Genomic DNA, 17,158 nt, shown 5'->3' with positions numbered 1-17,158 from the left:
CTCATGACGAAGCCACGCACGAAGCCGCGTGTCCTTAGCCCGCTTGCCGATGGACAACTCGTATCGGAAAAGCCGGTCCTGCTGCCATTCATGGCACCACGCCTGCAGGGTGATTGCTGGCCGGACGGCAAGATCGAAATTTCTGTCTGGGGCTGTGGCAAGATCGCGAACCTGACCTTCAGCGGTTGGCGTGGGCCTTTCACGTATGCCCCGAACCGCGTCGAAACCAGCGGCGGCGGCCTTTATGTGGCTCAGTCGGCACCGGTGCTGTTTTTGAAGGGAGCGAAACTGCAGACACTCGTACCCTCGCGTCGTTGCGCTTGGTGGGGAAGCACCACGAAACGCCAACCGGTAGAGCGGCTGGGTGAACGACGGATTGCCCGAACCGGATGGGGTGTGGTTATTGTCGAGCAAAGACCCGGCGGCATATTCCTCAGCGCTGGCGCGTCGAGCGACGAAGCCACCAAGGGCCTCGACCTCGCTCAAGAGGAGGTAGTGGCCGAAGCTAACGCCTATGTAGCGCGCTGCGATGAAATGCCGGAAGCTTCGCCGCTGATGCGCAGCATGATTTCGCAGAGCCTTCATGCCGCACTTTCGAGCATTCGTCAGAACGAGCATGGCGATTTTGGCGGCCTTGCTGCAGGCCAGGCTTACAGCGCACCGGCACGAACCTATTATCGCGACGGATACTGGACGCTTCAGGCGCTGTTAGCGCGTGAACCCGATGCCGTACGCTCGCAGATCGAGCTGCTGGCGCGCGGCATCCAGCCCGATGGAGAGGCGCCGAGCGGTGTCATCCTGACCGGGCCGGCACAGGCCGAAGAATGGGAGAAGGTTCGCAGATCGCACCCGCAGATCAAAGAGGAGCACCTTCGTCCGGGAGATTGGTGGAGTGACCACTTCGACAGCCCGTTGTTCTTCATCCTGACGATCGGCGACTATGTCCGTACGACCGGGGACAGTTCCCCGCTGACTGTTCATTGGGATAAAGTTATTGCCATCTTTGATCGTTACTGCGACTTGGATAGGGCAGGGAACGGCTTGCCGGTCAAGCCTCGCCATGATCGCGATTGGGCCGACAATGTCTTTCGCCATGGTTACGTTTCCTATGACATCGGCTTATGGATCGGTGCTCTCGACGTGATTGCCGCTTACGGCGGGACGATCGACGAAAATGTCGCCGCCAAGGCTGCCGCAACTGCCAAAAAGGCTCGCGCATCGATCGACGACGTCCTTCTCCAGGCAGGCGGAGCCTACGCCGACTACGGGGAGAAACAGGATTTCGTCGAGGATCATCTGACGCTCGACAGTCTCACCCTGCTTCGATACCGAGCCGTTTCGGCAGAACGTGCAAGAACGGTCCTTGCGAAGGTGGAGGCGTTCCTGGAAACCCGCAACAACGCCAGTCAGCCCTACGGGGACTGGGGTGTCATGTGTGCCTTTCCGCCCTTCAAGCGGCCAAAAGACACCCGCTCGAAGTCCGCCTTCGCATACCGCTACCACAACGGATCGGATTGGCCTTACCTGTCGGGTCTTTATGCCGAACAGCGTCTGATCCATGACCTTTCGGGCGCGGAATATCCCTTGCTGCGCTGGTGGGAAACCTGCCTGGAAGAAGGGTGGGTGGGCGCTGTGGAATATTTTGCCCCGCCGTGGGGGCGTGGATCGCTGCTCCAGGGGTGGAGCAGCATGCCGGCGATGGCCGCCCTCGCGCACAAGGACAAGCTGCGCCCGCCGCTTGCCTGAAACGTCCTCAGAACATGGTCGCAATCTTTTACAGACCAGGAAGCAAATGCAAAAGCCGCCCGAGGCGGCTTTTCATTTGACTGGCACCGGCTTTCGCTACTCTTTGGTCGCTCCGGCCATTAGGCCGCTCATCAGCATTCGTTGCAGGGCCGTGAACATGACGAGCACCGGCAGGACGGAGAGAACTGACATCGACAGCAATCTTGGCCAGTTGATGCCAAATCGTCCGACAGTGTTGGCGAGCGCAACCTGAACAGTCCATTTGTCCTGATCCGTGATGACCAGGAATGGCCACAGATAATCGTTCCAACGCCAGACGAGATTGAAAGCCAGAAGCGTGCCGATCGCGGGTATGGATAACGGCACGATAATCCTCAGCAAGATGCGCCACTCCGGCGTTCCGTCAATCCGGGCTGCCTCCAAAAGGCTGTCGGGAATGTTCGTGATGTATTGCCGCATCAGGAACACCCCTGTCGGAGTTGCGGCTGGAGCGATGATGATGCCCGCGAGCGTATCAAGAAGGTGGAGATCGCGCAGAACCAGAAAGACCGGGATCATGACGATCTGCAACGGCACCATCAGCGATGACATGATCAGCAGGAAAAACAGCGTGTCGCCTTTAAACCTGAATTTCGCAAGCGCATAACCTGCCATGACGCTGATGGTGACGGACAGCAGTGCCGAGAGCACGGAGACGATTGCCGAATTGCGGAAAAAGACCAGAAATTTTGCCCGCGATACCGTTTCGATGAAATTCTGCAGTGTTATATGGGCCGGAAAAATGGTTGGCGGCCACTGGAATATCTCCTGTTGCGATTTCAGCGACGACAGGAAGAGCCACACCGGCGGCATCAGGAAGATGAAGAGCGCCAAGGCCACGAACGCGAGCCGCCAGGGCGAATAGATCCGTGTCATTTCTCGCTCCTAGACAGGCGCAACTGAACGATCGTCAGCAGCAAGAGAATTGCAAAGAGAACCATCGACTGGGCGGCGGCAACGCCGGCCTGCATCGGCTTTTGAAATGCCGTGTCGTAGATCGTCTGGATCAGGTAGACGGTAGCCTTGCCGGGTCCTCCTCCGGTCAACGACACGACGAGTTCATAAACCTTGAAGGCTTCGATCGACGACAGCACCAGGACCACCGCCATCGTCGGCCTGAGAAGCGGCAATGTGATATGCGTGAACTGGCGCCATCTGGTGGTGCCGTCGATGGACGAGGCTTCGTAGTAGTCCGCCGGGATCGCAGTCAGGCCGGCGATGAAAATCATCATGTTAAAGCCGGCTTGGGCCCACACCCATGCGATGATCATCGCAATCTGAGCCATGGTATCTTGTTCGAGCCACGGAACCGGAGCAATTCCCACCAGTGACAGCAGATAATTGACGAGACCGTTGTTCAGGCCGAAAAGCCAGCGCCACGAGACGCCAATGATCAAAAGACTGATCATCGAGGGGAAGAAGACAACCGTCCGTACAATCGCGAAAAATTTCGTCTGCGGCGAGAGAAGCAGTGCCAGCGCCAAGGAGGCGATAATGTTCAGTGGTACCGCGATGACGACGAAGACAACCGTCTTGACGAGGGACGTCTGGAAGTCGGCATTGCTCAAAAGCCCTAAAAAATTATCAAAGCCCACATATTGCGGCAGGGTGCTTGGGACTTGTGGAACCACCACCACGCCCCGCTTGAAGAATGCCATCAGCAGGCCTTGCACCAGCGGATAAAGCGTAAAAGTGACGAGCAGTGCGATCGTCGGCAGCATGAGCAGATACGGCCAACCGACATTGAAGAGGCTGTTGCGGCGGCCCTTCGGCACCGGGTGGGGACCCAGTGCCGAACTGCCTTGCTGTGTGATCACTGCCGTCACTTGCTCGCCTCGAGCGAGTCGTCGGCGGATTTCTTGATCTGCGCGATCGCCTCGGCTGAGGAAATCTGACCGGCGACAGCCTGGGTAACAGCCGCTTTCACCGTCCCCCAGACCGACTGCATCTGCGGCCAGGCCTGGTCTGTTGCCGCGTAGGCCGGGCTCGCGTTCAATTCATTCTGCATTGCGGTGATTGCAGCCGTTGCGGCCGGATTGTCATACTTGACCGGCGGCGCCTTGAGGTTGGCAGGGATCATGCCGAAGGTCTTGGCGTATTGCGCCTGGATCTCCGGGGATGTGATCCATTTTATGAACTCGACGGCTTCCGGCAGGTGCTGGCTTGTGTTGAAGGCAACGATGTAATCGCCGCCGTAGATCGATGAAGCAACCGTCCCGCGTGGCGTCGGTCCGGCTTGCCAAGCGAATTGTGCGTTGGTTGCCAGCCCGGCAATCTGCCAGCTCCCGGACATGTAGGCCGCTGCCTGACCTGCAGTGAAAAGTTCCTTAGGATTGTCCGAACTTGCGCCGCTCCACAGGCCGGGCGGCATGGCAGCCTTGGTGATTTCGATGAATTTGTCGAGCGTGCTCGTCCAGGCCGCCTCGTCCATCACGACCTTGACGGGCTCCTTCTCGGTGTAGATGTGGTTGCCATATTGATATTCGTGAACGATCCACCGGCTCGCGGAAACGTCCCAGACCAGAGGATAGCGGATGCCGGATTTCTCTGCTGCCTCCTTGACCTTCGGGATGAACTCTTCCCATGTCCAACCGGTCGCCTGGTCCGGAATGGCAACACCTGCCTTTTTGAAGGCATCGGCGTTCAGGAAGATCCCTGTCGAGGTGACACGCAGGGGGGCGGCAATGACCTTGTCGCCAAGCCTGGCTCCATCGGCCCAGCCCTTGACGAAGTCGTTGATCCATTCCGGTCCGATCTCCTTGCTGAGGTCTGCCAGGAAGGGCCGAATAACCGGCTCCATGGAGGAGGTCAGGGACAGATCCGGCATGATCCCCGAGGCTGCATATTGCTGGAATTTCTGGATCATCCCGTCGTAAGGGGTGATTTCCAGATCGAAGGTCGTTTCGGGATGCAGCTTCGTGTACTGATCGAGCAGCGCGCGCGTGTCCGCTTCCTCCTGATCGTTGTCGACATACCACACGAGCTTGAGCTCCGAGGCTGCGGCGAACGACATTGTTATCGCCATAGCGCTGGCGGTCATTAGGATTGTCTTTAGCGTTTTCATAGGGCTCCCTCTCTGGCTTGTCATTCATTTTGACATCCGAAACGAAAGGCCTGCAATAGAACTCCCTGAGGCCTTTGTTCGTAACCATGACGAATTAAATACGAGTTTGGCGGCCTGTCAACACAACAGATCCGATCCGGCGAGATTTAGTTCGTCCTGTTGACGAATAAATGAGCCGCATCTATGAATCCGGTGGAAATAGGCGGAGACATGTGATGGAAATATTCGTTGAAGCCGTGGAAGGTGGTATCCAGACGGCGCTTGACACGCTCGCGTCAGCAGGGGGCGGGACGGTCTTCCTTCGGCCGGGCCGTCACTCGGCGAGTGCGCTCCGATTGAGAAGCGATATCACCTTGCATATCGAAGAAGGCGCAGTCCTGACCTTCGTAGCTGACTATGAGTGCTATTCCGAAAACACTGTCAGCGTATACGCCGAGGCTTCGGATCGTGCCTATATCGTCGCGCAGAACGCCTCGAATGTCACCATCACAGGCAAAGGCATGATCGATGGACGCGGCGATGCCTTCCACACTGGCTTCGACGAGGGCGTCGGAACTTTCACTCCGGTAGCAGAACGGCCGCGTGTGATCGTTTTTGAGGATTGCACGAACGTTCGTTTGGAAGGCGTTCATATTGCGGATTCGCCCATGTGGACGATCCACCTCGTGCGCTGCCGCGATATCGTCGCTCGAGGGCTTCGTGTCTCCAATAACCGCCAACTCCCAAATACGGACGGGATCGTTATCGATAGTTGCAGCGACGTCACGATTTCTGAAGTCATCATTCGCACCGCCGATGACGGTGTCTGCCTCAAGACGAGCTTGAGCGACAGAGGAATTGGACGTTGTGAACGGATCGAGATCTCCGACAGTGTGATCGAGAGCAAAAGCTGTGCCCTCAAGATCGGCACCGAGAGCTTCGGCGACATATCTCAAGTCCGCTTCCTGCGCTGCCGGATCGAGAATTCCAACCGTGGTCTCGGCATCTTTTCGCGCGATGGCGGCAAGATTGAAGATGTCGTCTTCCGCGACATAGAGCTCGATTGCAGCGAGACGCCCGATGGGTTCTGGGGTTCCGGTGAACCGTTCACGATGACCAAGCTCACGCGCCGTCCGGAGCGCCCCGCAGGAGCAATCCGGACTGTGCTCGTCGAGAACGTCTCGGGGCGAAGTCACGGCGCCATCAATCTCTTTGCGGAGGAGCCGGGCGGTATCGAAGATGTCGTTCTTCGCGAGATCAATATCAAAATGGACGAAGGGCCGCTTGGCACTGCAAAGCGGTACGACTTGCGGCCGACAAATGCTGATCTCGCACCGCCGAAGGACGTGTCGGGGCGCGGCAACGCTTGGGTTCGGGGACAGGACGGCAAGATCGTCGGGCTTTTCGACTATCCGGGGGGATTGCCGGGTGTGTTTGCGCAAAATGTGACAGGTCTTGCGTTGGAAGACGTAAAGATCCGCCGGCCCGAACCGCTGCCCGCAGGATGGAACCAGGTAAACATCGCGTTGATCTCCTGAGGGAGCTTGTAATCTTGCTGGAAGCACCTTGGTGGTTGGACTAAGGCTCTTCTCATCGGCGGATGGCTACAGGGCGTTGAGCTTCCGAGCGGTCTCGCATCGATGGGAGACGCGTCCGCGTTCGTGGCATCGTCCGACTGGCATGTGGCGGGGAAGCTGGAATGTGGGATTGTGTGCAAAGTTGATATGTCCCTTTTGCCGCCGCACGGCACGCCGACCAGCCCCGATCTGAGCGGTTGATCCGCTTGCAAGATCAGATCGGGGCGGGTGAGGGGCACCTCTTCGGCTTTAGCTTTGAGACTATGTGATCGACGATTCACTCCGCAGCATCAAGCCGGAAAGCGCTGCCTCTCGCCGCGCAATCACCGCAGGATCGTCCATGAAATCCCTGGGGCGTCCCGGCTTGCGGCCTCGCGGTGTGTAGCCGATTTGCTCGCTGTTGGTCTTCACCTTGGGCGCCGGTCGCTCGTCCTGGCGCTCCTTGATATAGGCCAGGACGTCGCCGAGCCGCTTGTTCTCGGTAATCGCCGCATGCGTTACCCGCTGGTCCTTGTCGAACACGCGGTAGGGCAGGGAATGACCCTTCCACCGCACATCCAGTCGACCGTCCGCATAAGCATAGGTCTCGACATTGCGGCCAGCCAAACCGCGCGTCACCTCGGTCTCCTCCAGCATGATCCGCTGGCGTTCGAACGAAAACGTCAACTGCGATCCGACATAGCGCTGCTCGCGCTTGCACAGGATCTCGCCCAACCGATCCGGCGCCAGGTTCATCGGCCGATGCAAGTCCTCGGACCGGGCAGGGACGATCGCAAAGCGCCCATTGTAGTCCTCCACGAAGCCCGGCAAAAAACCATTGCCTGCCTCCGTATTGTCGATGCCAGCCAGCCGTAATTCCTTGACCAGCCGATCCTGCAGCGTCCGATTCATCCGCTCGACACGGCCCTTGGCCTGGCTCGAATTTGCACAAAGGATCTCGATGTTTAGCTCGCACAGCGCCCGCCCGAACTGGGTCATGCCCTGGCCACCTTTGGCGTCCTTCTTCGCCACCCGAAACACAGAATGCTTGTCGGAATAAAAGGCAATTGGTGAGCCGTGGCGCTTGAGGTAGAGCGCCAGTGCCTCGAAGTAGGTGAATGCACTTTCGGAACGCACGAAGCGCAGCTGCATCAACCTGCCCGTCGCATCGTCAACGAACACCAGCAGCGAGCAAGGCGGTCCGCGATCCTCGAACCAGCGATGCTCCGACCCATCGATCTGCACCAATTCACCATAAGCCTCGCGTCGCAGCCGCGGCTGATGAAACGTCCGCCGCTGCTTGCGCGACAAGGTTGGTCCGAAATCGGCATAACGCTCGCGAACCAGTGTCATCGCGTAATCGCGCACACCGTCACTGATCCGGTTGTTCGACGGCCGGCCGATCGCCTTGTGCCGGATCGACGCCGCACCGCCAGTGCTGATCCGCTCCAGCAGCCGGCGCACCTGGCGCTCGCTCAGATCAAGCACATGCGCCGCCGACACCATCGTCATCCGGCCGTCGATCACCTTCGACAAAATCTCAATCCGCTGCAGGTGACGCTCGCTCATCGCAATCAGTCCCTCCGCAACCTCCCAGGTCCTCAGAACCCGGGGAGAGTGACATTCTTACTTTGCAGAAACAGGACACTTCAACTTTGCGGCTACACAAAAAGATCGCATAAGATAGGTTATGGAACATTTGGGCGGTTTTGCTGCTGTTGGTTCATTTACCGCGAATGCTTCCAATGCACCCCCACCTTATGCCGTAGTAAACGATAAGCCGCTGGACTTGAAAGAGCAGGCCACGGCATATACAAAGGAGGTTTACTATGCCTGTTTCAATGCCCTCAAGACCCAAAGAAGTGAAGCTGTTCCGCAACAATCGTAGCCAGGCGGTGCGCATCCCTGCGGAATTTGAGTTGCCAGGGGATCGGGTGTTGATTCACCGCGAAGGCGATAAGCTCATCATCGAGCCCGTTACCAAGCCGTCCAACATCGTCGAGCTCATCGCCGCGCGGAAAACGGAATCCCCCCTCGGGCTGAAAGACGAATTCCCGGAGATCGAGGATATGCCTGCTAAGCCGGAGAACATTTTTTGAACGAGTACTTGCTTGATACGAACATTATTAGTGACATCATACGCAATCCCTTCGGACCGGTGGCACGCCGTATCGAAGATATAGGTCCCAAAGAGATTTGCACTAGCATCATCGTCGCATCGGAGTTGCGATACGGCTGCGAAAAAAAAGATCGGCCAAGCTGCTGGCTAAGGTCGAGAGCATACTTAGAACGCTTCCCATACTGCCGCTGGATGTCCCCGCCGATATAAAGTACTGTGACATTCGTGCGGAGTTAGAAGCTGCCGGCCAGACGATTGGCCTCAACGATCTGCTCATTGCCGCGCATGCTCGTGCGCTGGATCTGACACTGGTGACGGACAATATACGCGAGTTCCGGCGCAATCGTGGCCTCAACCTCCAGAACTGGCTTGAGAGATAGCAAAGGACATCATGGGCGCCGGTACCCTACCCCTTTGAGAAGTTCGCCGACACCAGCGGCATCCAACTCTCTGCGTAGCTTGCTCATATGGACGTCTACGGTCCGATCGACCGCGTCGCCCTCGGGAGGGCATCAACACTTTCGCTCCTTTCGAAAGCCCGGTTCGGGAATCCCGGTCCACTGCCTCCCCACTCACTGCAACTGGTAGCCAGTTCGAAATTAAACTTGCTCGACCGATGTAGCTGTCGAAACGGGACAACGGTTTGCGATAGGCCCAGGCGACACCATGCGCCCCTTTACACCAAGAAAAGCTGCGGCTGGGGTCGGAAGAAACTTCGGCGGCCTTTTTTCCAGCCGATGAACGCGGGCGCGATGGTCGCAACGGCGTCGGCGGCCGACGGAGCGTCGAGGACGACGACATCTGCAGCGTTTCCGATCGCGATGCCGTAGCTGCTCTCTATTCCGAGGAGGATGGCCGCTTGCGTCGTGATCATGGCGAAGATCTCGTCAAGGCCATTGGGGGTGCCGATCTGGGAGATATTGGCGTAGAGATTGGCCATGCGCATCAGGTTAACGTCGCCGAAAGGGGTGAACGGGTTCAGAACGTTGTTGGTCGAGATGGTTGTGATGACGCCGAGTGTTGCCAGGCGGTGAGCGGGTGTAACGCCGCGCGGAACGAGATGGGTGGAATTGCGGCCGGTCAGAAACAGATCGGTGGCAGGCAGGACGGTCAACGCCACGCCAGCCTCGGCGAGTGCGCGGCCGATTGGCTCCAGCTCTTCCGGGCGCAAAGCCGAGAGCTTGGTCACATGGCCGACCGACACGCGCCCTTGATAGCGGCGAGCGACGGTCTCGGCCATAACGGCCGGAAGATCAGAGCCCGAGGGGTCGAGGTCGAAATCGAGATGAAAATCGACGGCGACGTCATGGCGCATGGCGAGGTCGAAGATCCGGCGGATGTGTTCGGCCGGTTCGGGATCGGTATAGGGGCACCCCCCCACCAGATCGGCCCCCGCTTTCAACGCCTGTTCCAGCATCTCCTCCGTGCCGGGATCGTTCGTCAGGCCCTCCTGTGCAAAGGCGCAGATTTCGATATCGATGAGATCGCGATAATCGGCTTTCAGATGCCGGATCGCCTCAAATGAGCGGAAGCCGGCGCGCGGATCGATCTCGACGAAGGTGCGCAGGCGGCTGGTGCCGTTGAGGATCGCCTTTTCGACGACCGCGGCGGCACGTGCATAAACATCTTCCTCGGTGAAGGCGGCCTTGGCCCGGGAGGTTTCGCTGACAGCCTCCGCGAGTGTCCCGGTGCAGAGGTTGCAACGGCTGATGATACCAGCCTTGTCGAGATGGATATGAGTCTCGATGAGACCGCCGCAGGCGAATTTCCCTCTGGCATCATAATGCGGAGCATCGCAGACGATGCGAGGCGCGATTGCCGCGATGCGATTGGCCTCGAAGGCAATATCGGTCGGTTCGGTCAAACCTGCCAGCCGGGCGTTGCGGATGACGAAGTCGATCGCCATGGGACCTCCTCAGACCGACAAAAGAAAATTGCGGGCGGCGCGGTTGTGATCGGCGATCAGTGCCTCGATGTCGACACCCGTAGGCATACCGTCGGTGACGCGCCATTCGCCTGCGATCATGACGCGGTCGGCCGTTGTGGCGCCGCAGAGAACCAGGGCGGCCAGCGGATCACCGGCGCCGGAGAAACGCAGTTCGTCAAGCTTGTAAAAGGCGAGATCGGCCTGGCGGCCCGGCGTGATGGCGCCGATGTCATCGCGGCCGAGCAGTTTTGCCGAGCCGGCGGTTCCCCAGCGCAGCGCGTCGAAATGGGTGACGGCCTCCGCACCGTAGGTCAGCCGGTTCAGCATCAGCGCATGGCGCACGGCTTCCATCAAATTGGAATTGTCGTTAGAAGCCGAGCCATCGACGCCGAGCCCGACTGGCACGCCTGCGGCTTCCAGCTCGCTGGTGCGGCACATACCAGATGCAAGCACCATGTTCGAGGTCGGGCAATGACAGACGCCGACGCCGTGTCGGCTAAGCTCGGCGATTTCGGCATCATCGAAATGGATGCCGTGGGCAAGCCAGGTGCGCGAATTCAGCCAGTTGCAGCGGTCGAGATATTCCACCGGCGTGCAGGCAAATTTGCTGCGGCAAAATTCCGCTTCCACGCGTGTCTCGACCAGATGGGTGTGGAGCCGGCAGTCATGGCGCTCCGCCAGTTCCGCCGTTTTTTGCATCAGGTCCAACGTGACGTCGAAAGGCGCACAGGGCGCGAGCGCCACCTGCGTCATCGCCCCCTCCGAGCGGTCGTGATAGCGCCATAGCACACGCTCGCTATCGGCAAGGATCACGTCATCGTCCTGTACAACATTGCCGGGCGAAATGACGCCTTGCTGGTCCTTGATGTTAAGGCTGCCGCGCGTCAGCGTGATGCGTATGCCAAGGCGGGCCGCCTCCTCGGCCTCGACATCCATCGCGTCTTCGAGGCCGGCGGCATAGAGATAGTGGTGGTCGGAGGTCGTGGTGCACCCGGAAAGCAGGAGTTCCGTCAAGCCGAGACGGACGGCAAGACGGAAGGCTTCAGGGGTCATATGCTTTGCCCAGATAGGGTAGAGCGCGCGGATCCACGGCCAGAGCGACTTGTTGATCGCGGCCGGATGAGCGCGCGTCAGGGTCTGGAACATATGGTGATGGGCGTTGACAAGACCGGGAATGACGACGTGCCGGCCGGCATCGAAGCGAGCATCGACGGGCCGCGTCGGCTGCCGTCCAGCTGCGACCAGCTCGACGATACGACCATTTTCGATGACGACGCCACCCCCAGCGCCCTCGGCCATGATGGCAAGTGGCGATTGTATCCAGAGCCGGCCCTTCATCAGCGATGCTCCTATGCGCTGCGCATTGACGGAAAATTCAGGCGACCAACCGGCCGCCACGGGCGATGATGACACCACGGCGGAAGACGGTTCGATCAAGAGGACGAACGGCGACGGCCTCTGCCAACGACGCGGAAGGCAGGATGACAAAATCGGCAGGTGAGCCGGCTTGGAGCGGGCCGACGGGGCGGCCGAGGATTTCGGCCGGCGCCTGCGTCGCCAAACGAAAGGCCGCAACCAAGTCCGCATCCGAACGGAAGTCCTGGCGATCGCAGAGGATGCCGACGCGCTCCAGCATGTCGCCATTGCCGAAAGGCGACCAGGCATCGCGGATGTTGTCATTGGCACAGAAGAGGCGAACGCCGGCGGCAGCGAGCCGCTTGACGGGCGGCATGGGGACGGGTCCCGGCGCGCTGGTCATGATCGCCACACCCGATCTGGCGAGTGCCGCAGCCGTGTGGCCGAAATCGACATCTTCTAACGCGCCAAGGCAGAACGCATGGCTGACGACCACCTTGCCTTCGAGGCCGAGGGCTGCCGTGCGGTCGGCAATCTGCCGAAGCTCGAACGCGCCGAGCGCGCCGCCGTCATGCAGGTGGATATCCAGCCCGACACCGTATTTACCGGCGACGGCGAAGATCGCGTCGAGATGCCCGGTCACATCGTTGTCGATGCCGGCGGGATCGAGGCCACCGACGAGGTCGGCGCCTGCGGCGATGGCCGCGTCGAGCAGCGCCGCGGTGCCGGGATTGCGCAGCACACCGGATTGCGGAAAGGCGACGGTCTGGATATCGACGAGATGACCATGGCTCTGCTTCAGCGAGAGCACGGCCTCGAGGCCTTTCAAGCCGACGTCGGTATCGATATCGACGTGGCTGCGAACGGAGAGTGTGCCGTAGGCTGCGAGCCTCTCCAGCAGGGCGCCGCCGCGGGCTTCGACCGGCAGAGCCACCGTGCGCAGCAGAGATTTTTCCGCCTCGATACGCTTGGCGACCGTATCGCCCGGGATATGGGGAATGAAAGGTAAGCCAATCAGTGTCTTATCCAGGTGAACGTGACCGTCGACGAAGGGAGGGCAGAGCAGGCCGCCTGCCGCATCGAAACGCGGCACTGCGGGACCGACGCCGGCCGTTACATTCTGGCCGATCGCGGCGATCCGGTCATTGTCGAGAACGAGCGAGACGATCTCGCCGGCTTCGGTTCTGGCGTTTTCGATTACGAGGCTCGGCGTCATCTACTTTCCATCATCCGCTATGCAATCAGCCCAACCCTGCGCGCCGCTACGACGCGATAGAGCGGATCCTTCCAAACCTCCTCCTCCTGCAAGGCGGAGAAGACCAGGCTGATATCGTGTTCGTCATCCGAAGCAATCGCGGCTTGTTTGATCTCCTGCCAGGCGGGCGCTTGCCGATCGCGCATCTCTTCTAGTGCCTCGGCGGTAGGGAGTGCTGGAAAACCGATCTTCGGTACCAGCGCGGCGATCACCTGCCAAAAAGCTCGGTAGAAAGGCTCGGCGTCTTGGAGGTGCCGGGAAACGAGGCGCAGCCAGTGCAAGCCGGTGACGGAATGGAGTGCGGAGAAATCCATAGTTCCGGCGAAGAGTGCGAGCGAGGTCGCGGCCATGCGGCGCGGCGTATCGGCCTTGAAAGCAAGGCGGTCGATAACAGGACGGAAGCCCGGAAGTGCGGCGACGGCGCGGATGTTATGCCAAAGCAGATCCGTTTCAGGCTCGTAGCTGCGAATACCTTCGATATTGCCGACGTCGGCAAGGACGCGTCCTGGATCATCCGTATCGGGAGCACGGCCGGTCGCGGGCGGCAGCGGCAGATAACAGGCCGCCCAATAACCGAGCGCGGTGCCGACCTCGTCGTCATCCTTCTTGAGGACACCGTAGGCAAGGCGCATCAGCGGATGCGTGGCGCTGCCGGCAAGGCCGTTCACCATCGCAGGGAGATAGGTGCGGATAACGGCATCGATGCCGAGCCTGCGGGTTTCGGCGATGAAGAAGGCGCGATAATCCGCCTCGCGCGTGCGATCGCCAAGCGCGTCGATCCAGGCTGCCCGGGCAATTGGAGCAACCGGTGGCGGCATAGGCGGAAGGCCATTGCTCGCGCGATACTGCTCGTACCATTGCTCCAGCCGTTCCGGCGAGGCGCCGAGGCGATCGAGCGCGATCAGCACCATCGGCGCGTGGTTGGCGAGGAGATAGGGAAATTCGACGCTGTCTTCGCGTGCCCGCGAAAGGACGGTCTCCAATCCCGAAACTTGAACGGCGGCAGCCTGCCTCATGTCAAAACCTCCCTTGGTGTCGTGACGGTCTCGTCTATGCCAGGATCGAAATGTGGTTCACCATAGGCGGCCAATGATTCAAGATACCGGTTGGAGTCCTCGATGAACAGCGCTTTCACCAGGGCGCCGACGATGCGCGGCACGCCGTATTTGAGGCCGGTGACGCCGTTGCTGATCGGCCCGAGACTGACCAGAGCGCCGGCATTGAACATGTGGATGCGCGAGACCCAGCCGGCTTCGGACTGTCTTGGAATGAGCTCGAAACCAGGACCAAGATAGGGATGGCACGCGAGCAGGGCGCTTTCCTCTCCCTGAGGCGGCTGAAAGCGGTGCTTCCAAAGCGCGACGGAATCGACGAGGCCGGCAAGCTCGGGCCTGAGCGCGAAATCAATCTCGTAGCCGGTGCCCAGCAGAAGATGATCGGCCCGGAAGATGCCGCTTGCGGTCGTCAGCCGGATGCTGCCGCCGTCCATCGAGAGTTCGCGGACATCGCAGCCGAGGCGCAGGGTGAAACCGGGGTGGCTGCAGGCCCGGTCATATTGCTCCTGTGTCGGCGGTACCTTGAAATTGAAGTAGAGATTAGCGAACCGCCAACGTTCAAGATCCGGCAGGTCGGCGAAATGGCCGAGAAAACCGGGGAAGTTGGTCCAGGCGAGAACCTCCGTGCGCGGCAGATCGGCGCTTCGCGCAAACATCGTGACCTCTCGGGCTCCGGCCTCCAAGGCCGCCACCGCCCAGTCGAAGCTCGACGTGCCGCCGCCAAGGATTGCGACATCCCTGCCCTCGAGAAAATCGATGGGTATCGGCTCGCTGCTATGCGTCCATGCGGATTTCGGAAGCGTCTTGACCATCGCGGGTATGCGTGGGCCGCCGCAGCCATCGATACCGGTGGCCATCACCAAATGGCGACAGGTGAGCGTGCGGCTGGTGCCGTCGCTTTTTGCCAGAGCGAGAGCAAGTCCGCCCTCAGCCGGATCTATCGAAGAAAGAGTTGTCCCGTTTTCTACGTCGATGCCGACAGTCCTGCGGAACCAGGTGAGATATGCCATCCAATCCTGACGGCTGACCTTGTCGAGCGTTTCCCAGGCATCGGCGCCATGCATCGCCTCGTACCAGGAGCGCAGCGTCAGGCTCGGAATGCCAAGGTCTGGGCCTGACAGATATTTCGGTGAACGCAGGGTCCGCATGCGGGCGCACGTCATCCAGGGGCCCTCCCTGCCCTCTTCGCTCTGATCTATCACATGGACCGACCTGACGCCGCGCCGTTTCAGGGCGAAGGCGATCGACAGGCCGGAGAGGCCGGCACCGCAGATGACGACGGAATGGAAGTTGTCGCGGTCTTCATCGCCGAGTTTCGGCCAGTCGGCGCAGAACGCCTCTATGCGCGCCATCTCATCATCGGCGCGACGTTCCAGCTCTCTCAGGCGCTCGTCCGGCGTGGTCTTCATGAATGTGCAGCTCGTGAGCGTTGGACGGGATAGTATAGACGCGCAGAAAACGGTCAGTTCACTTCTATTTTTTATGCAACGCGCACAAAATATGGACATTTATGCGCGAATATGTTCTAATTTGTGATTTTTAATGTTTAGTGTTTTTTGTCAAGTGCGCTTGAGTGCGATTTTGTTTGATGTATATTGCCTCTGGTCAACCAAAAAAAGGGGAGCAAACATGACATCGCTCAGCAGTATTGCAGGGAAATTTGCGATCGCAGGCCTCGTCTCCGTCGCATTCGTGGGCTCCGCCATCGGCGCCGACAGGAAATACGAAGGCATCGCTCTGACGCTCGCCTCGCAAAACGACCAGTTCGCAGCTGTTCTGGCTGCCATCGCGCCGAAATTCACCGAGGAGACAGGCGCCACCGTCAAGGTCGACATTCTCGACTACGGCTCGCTTCTGACGAAGACGACGACCGATTTCGTCGGCGGCACCGGCGGCTACGACCTGGTGACGATGGATATCGTCTGGGCCGGCCAGTATGCCGAAAACAAATACACTGTCGACCTCACCGAATGGATGAAACGCGACGCCGCCGAATTGAAGCTCGATGACATTTATCCGACGCTTCTCAACGCGCTTGGCCATTGGGGCGACAAACAGGTTGCCTTCCCCTTTGCAGGTTATGCCAACGTGCTTGCTTATCGCAAGGATCTGTTCGATGCGGCCGGACTGAAGGCGCCGGCGACGATGGAAGAAATGATTGCGGCAGCCTACAAGCTGACCGATCCCGGCAAGAAGATTTACGGATTCGTTGCCAACGGCCAGAAAGGCCCTGCGGTCGCCCAGGACTGGATGCAGTATAATACCGAGATGGGCGGTTCGATCCTCGGCTCGGATGGCAAGCCGGCACTCAATTCCGAAGCCAATATCAAGAGCCTGACCGTCTATAAGGACCTCTTCATGAAGGCCGCTCCTCCCGGGGCCGTTAACTATGACTGGGGCGGGCGCGAGGAAAGCTTCCGCCAGGGCATCGCCGCGACCATGCAGACATGGTCGGTCGGCGCTCCCGGCTACTACGATCCTGCGATTTCCAAGATCGTCGACAAGGTAGCGATCACGACCGCCCCGCGCGGCGCCGGCCTGCCGAAGCTTTACGGGATCGGCGGCTGGGGCATGGCGATCAACGCCGGCATCAAGGACGCGCAGAAGGAAGCGGCCTGGGCCTTCATCAAATGGCTGGTCAGCCCGTCGGTGCACAAGGAATTCAACATGATGGGCGCCGGCAGCTTCCTGCGCAAGAGCGAGATGACCGATCCCGATCTGCTGAAGAAGTTCCCCTTCCTGCCGGTGATCGCCGAGACATTCGAGCATGGTGACGGCGAATATCGTCCGCGCATCCCGCAATATCCGGAGATTCAGGACCTGCTGGGCACCGCCGTCAACGACGTACTCGTCGGCAACGCCGATCCAAAGAAGGCACTTGATGCCGCCCAGGAAGCGGCTGCGAAGCTCTTTTGACGACGGTTGACGCTGCACAGTTCCCTCCCCTGGGCCGCGCCTGAAGCGCTCTGCCGAAAATAGAAGTGGTTTTCGGCAGAAGCTCTTCCTCTTCGATTTGGATGCAGCTTCGGATCTTGGTCAACGCGACCGAAGTCATCCGGATC

Annotated in this window: 13 protein-coding genes and 1 pseudogene; 5 read left to right on the top strand and 9 right to left on the bottom strand. The window is 59.7% G+C overall.

Translation table 11 applies throughout. The features are described 5' to 3' along the window. Positions 1-3: 3 nt before the first annotated feature. A complete protein-coding gene (locus FHT78_RS10485; RefSeq protein ID WP_183743183.1) occupies positions 4-1,746 on the top strand; it encodes a GH116 family glycosyl hydrolase in 1,743 nt (580 codons plus the stop codon). A gap of 96 nt (positions 1,747-1,842) precedes the next feature. On the opposite strand, the gene FHT78_RS10480 is transcribed toward FHT78_RS10485, so the two are convergent. From FHT78_RS10480 to FHT78_RS10470, 3 genes are read right to left on the bottom strand one after another with little or no spacing between them, the layout of a single operon-like run. Further along, entirely contained in the window at positions 1,843-2,661 is an 819-nt protein-coding gene (locus FHT78_RS10480; RefSeq protein ID WP_183743181.1) for a carbohydrate ABC transporter permease, read from the bottom strand. Further along, positions 2,658-3,611: a sugar ABC transporter permease gene (locus FHT78_RS10475; protein ID WP_183743178.1), complete on the bottom strand. Its 954-nt coding sequence runs from the start codon at positions 3,609-3,611 to the stop codon at positions 2,658-2,660. Before FHT78_RS10475 ends, FHT78_RS10480 begins: the two co-directional genes overlap by 4 nt. After that, positions 3,608-4,798 carry an extracellular solute-binding protein gene (locus FHT78_RS10470; RefSeq protein ID WP_246715225.1) on the bottom strand — a complete coding sequence of 397 codons (1,191 nt, stop codon included), beginning with the start codon at positions 4,796-4,798 and terminating at the stop codon, positions 3,608-3,610. The genes FHT78_RS10475 and FHT78_RS10470 overlap by 4 nt, the downstream gene beginning before the upstream one ends. 266 nt (positions 4,799-5,064) lie before the next feature. Here FHT78_RS10470 and FHT78_RS10465 point away from each other — a divergent pair, with 266 nt between their 5' ends. Next, complete coding sequence (locus tag FHT78_RS10465) at positions 5,065-6,366, top strand: glycoside hydrolase family 28 protein (RefSeq protein ID WP_183743174.1); 1,302 nt, start codon at positions 5,065-5,067, stop codon at positions 6,364-6,366. A gap of 300 nt (positions 6,367-6,666) precedes the next feature. On the opposite strand, the gene FHT78_RS10460 is transcribed toward FHT78_RS10465, so the two are convergent. Beyond that, positions 6,667-7,953 carry an ISNCY family transposase gene (locus FHT78_RS10460; protein WP_183743172.1) on the bottom strand — a complete coding sequence of 429 codons (1,287 nt, stop codon included), beginning with the start codon at positions 7,951-7,953 and terminating at the stop codon, positions 6,667-6,669. Between the two features lie 260 nt (positions 7,954-8,213). Here FHT78_RS10460 and FHT78_RS10455 point away from each other — a divergent pair, with 260 nt between their 5' ends. Next, positions 8,214-8,483: an antitoxin gene (locus FHT78_RS10455; protein ID WP_183743170.1), complete on the top strand. Its 270-nt coding sequence runs from the start codon at positions 8,214-8,216 to the stop codon at positions 8,481-8,483. Then, positions 8,480-8,883, top strand: a pseudogene (locus FHT78_RS10450) (type II toxin-antitoxin system VapC family toxin). The gene FHT78_RS10455 and the pseudogene FHT78_RS10450 overlap by 4 nt, the downstream one beginning before the upstream one ends. Positions 8,884-9,179: 296 nt before the next feature. Here the strand turns inward: FHT78_RS10450 and FHT78_RS10445 are convergent. Genes FHT78_RS10445 through FHT78_RS10425 form a run of 5 tightly spaced genes read right to left on the bottom strand, consistent with a single transcriptional unit; the run spans position 9,180 to position 15,505 of the window. After that, a complete protein-coding gene (locus tag FHT78_RS10445) occupies positions 9,180-10,409 on the bottom strand; it encodes an amidohydrolase family protein (RefSeq protein WP_183743168.1) in 1,230 nt (409 codons plus the stop codon). 9 nt (positions 10,410-10,418) lie between these two features. After that, positions 10,419-11,768: an 8-oxoguanine deaminase gene (locus FHT78_RS10440; protein ID WP_183743166.1), complete on the bottom strand. Its 1,350-nt coding sequence runs from the start codon at positions 11,766-11,768 to the stop codon at positions 10,419-10,421. A 37-nt stretch (positions 11,769-11,805) separates the two neighbouring features. Further along, on the bottom strand, positions 11,806-13,002 hold the full coding sequence (locus FHT78_RS10435) for an amidohydrolase (RefSeq protein WP_183743164.1): 1,197 nt from the start codon (positions 13,000-13,002) through the stop codon (positions 11,806-11,808). Positions 13,003-13,019: 17 nt separating this feature from the next. Beyond that, on the bottom strand, positions 13,020-14,057 hold the full coding sequence (locus FHT78_RS10430; RefSeq protein ID WP_183743163.1) for a questin oxidase family protein: 1,038 nt from the start codon (positions 14,055-14,057) through the stop codon (positions 13,020-13,022). Continuing rightward, positions 14,054-15,505, bottom strand: coding sequence for an NAD(P)/FAD-dependent oxidoreductase (locus FHT78_RS10425; RefSeq protein ID WP_183743161.1), 1,452 nt, complete (start codon positions 15,503-15,505; stop codon positions 14,054-14,056). Before FHT78_RS10425 ends, FHT78_RS10430 begins: the two co-directional genes overlap by 4 nt. Positions 15,506-15,725: 220 nt before the next feature. Here FHT78_RS10425 and FHT78_RS10420 point away from each other — a divergent pair, with 220 nt between their 5' ends. Beyond that, the gene (locus FHT78_RS10420) at positions 15,726-17,012 is read left to right on the top strand and encodes a sugar ABC transporter substrate-binding protein (protein WP_183743159.1); all 1,287 of its coding nucleotides are present in this window, start codon (positions 15,726-15,728) and stop codon (positions 17,010-17,012) included. Positions 17,013-17,158 lie beyond the last annotated feature (146 nt).

This window comes from Rhizobium sp. BK196 (genome assembly GCF_014193255.1).
Lineage (GTDB): Bacteria > Pseudomonadota > Alphaproteobacteria > Rhizobiales > Rhizobiaceae > Rhizobium.
The sequence above is the reverse complement of the archived record's forward strand: the minus strand, read 5'-3'. Positions and strand labels throughout refer to the sequence as shown.

What these genes read in the sequence shown, in the direction of transcription:
- FHT78_RS10445 (WP_183743168.1), bottom strand. Translation starts at nt 10,409, where the DNA reads ATGGCGATCGACTTCGTCATCCGCAACGCCCGGCTGGCAGGTTTGACC.
- FHT78_RS10435 (WP_183743164.1), bottom strand. Translation starts at nt 13,002, where the DNA reads ATGACGCCGAGCCTCGTAATCGAAAACGCCAGAACCGAAGCCGGCGAG.
- FHT78_RS10420 (WP_183743159.1), top strand. Translation starts at nt 15,726, where the DNA reads ATGACATCGCTCAGCAGTATTGCAGGGAAATTTGCGATCGCAGGCCTC.
- FHT78_RS10485 (WP_183743183.1), top strand. Translation starts at nt 4, where the DNA reads ATGACGAAGCCACGCACGAAGCCGCGTGTCCTTAGCCCGCTTGCCGAT.
- FHT78_RS10430 (WP_183743163.1), bottom strand. Translation starts at nt 14,057, where the DNA reads ATGAGGCAGGCTGCCGCCGTTCAAGTTTCGGGATTGGAGACCGTCCTT.
- FHT78_RS10425 (WP_183743161.1), bottom strand. Translation starts at nt 15,505, where the DNA reads ATGAAGACCACGCCGGACGAGCGCCTGAGAGAGCTGGAACGTCGCGCC.
- FHT78_RS10470 (WP_246715225.1), bottom strand. Translation starts at nt 4,798, where the DNA reads ATGTCGTTCGCCGCAGCCTCGGAGCTCAAGCTCGTGTGGTATGTCGAC.
- FHT78_RS10440 (WP_183743166.1), bottom strand. Translation starts at nt 11,768, where the DNA reads ATGAAGGGCCGGCTCTGGATACAATCGCCACTTGCCATCATGGCCGAG.
- FHT78_RS10460 (WP_183743172.1), bottom strand. Translation starts at nt 7,953, where the DNA reads ATGAGCGAGCGTCACCTGCAGCGGATTGAGATTTTGTCGAAGGTGATC.
- FHT78_RS10480 (WP_183743181.1), bottom strand. Translation starts at nt 2,661, where the DNA reads ATGACACGGATCTATTCGCCCTGGCGGCTCGCGTTCGTGGCCTTGGCG.
- FHT78_RS10465 (WP_183743174.1), top strand. Translation starts at nt 5,065, where the DNA reads ATGGAAATATTCGTTGAAGCCGTGGAAGGTGGTATCCAGACGGCGCTT.
- FHT78_RS10455 (WP_183743170.1), top strand. Translation starts at nt 8,214, where the DNA reads ATGCCTGTTTCAATGCCCTCAAGACCCAAAGAAGTGAAGCTGTTCCGC.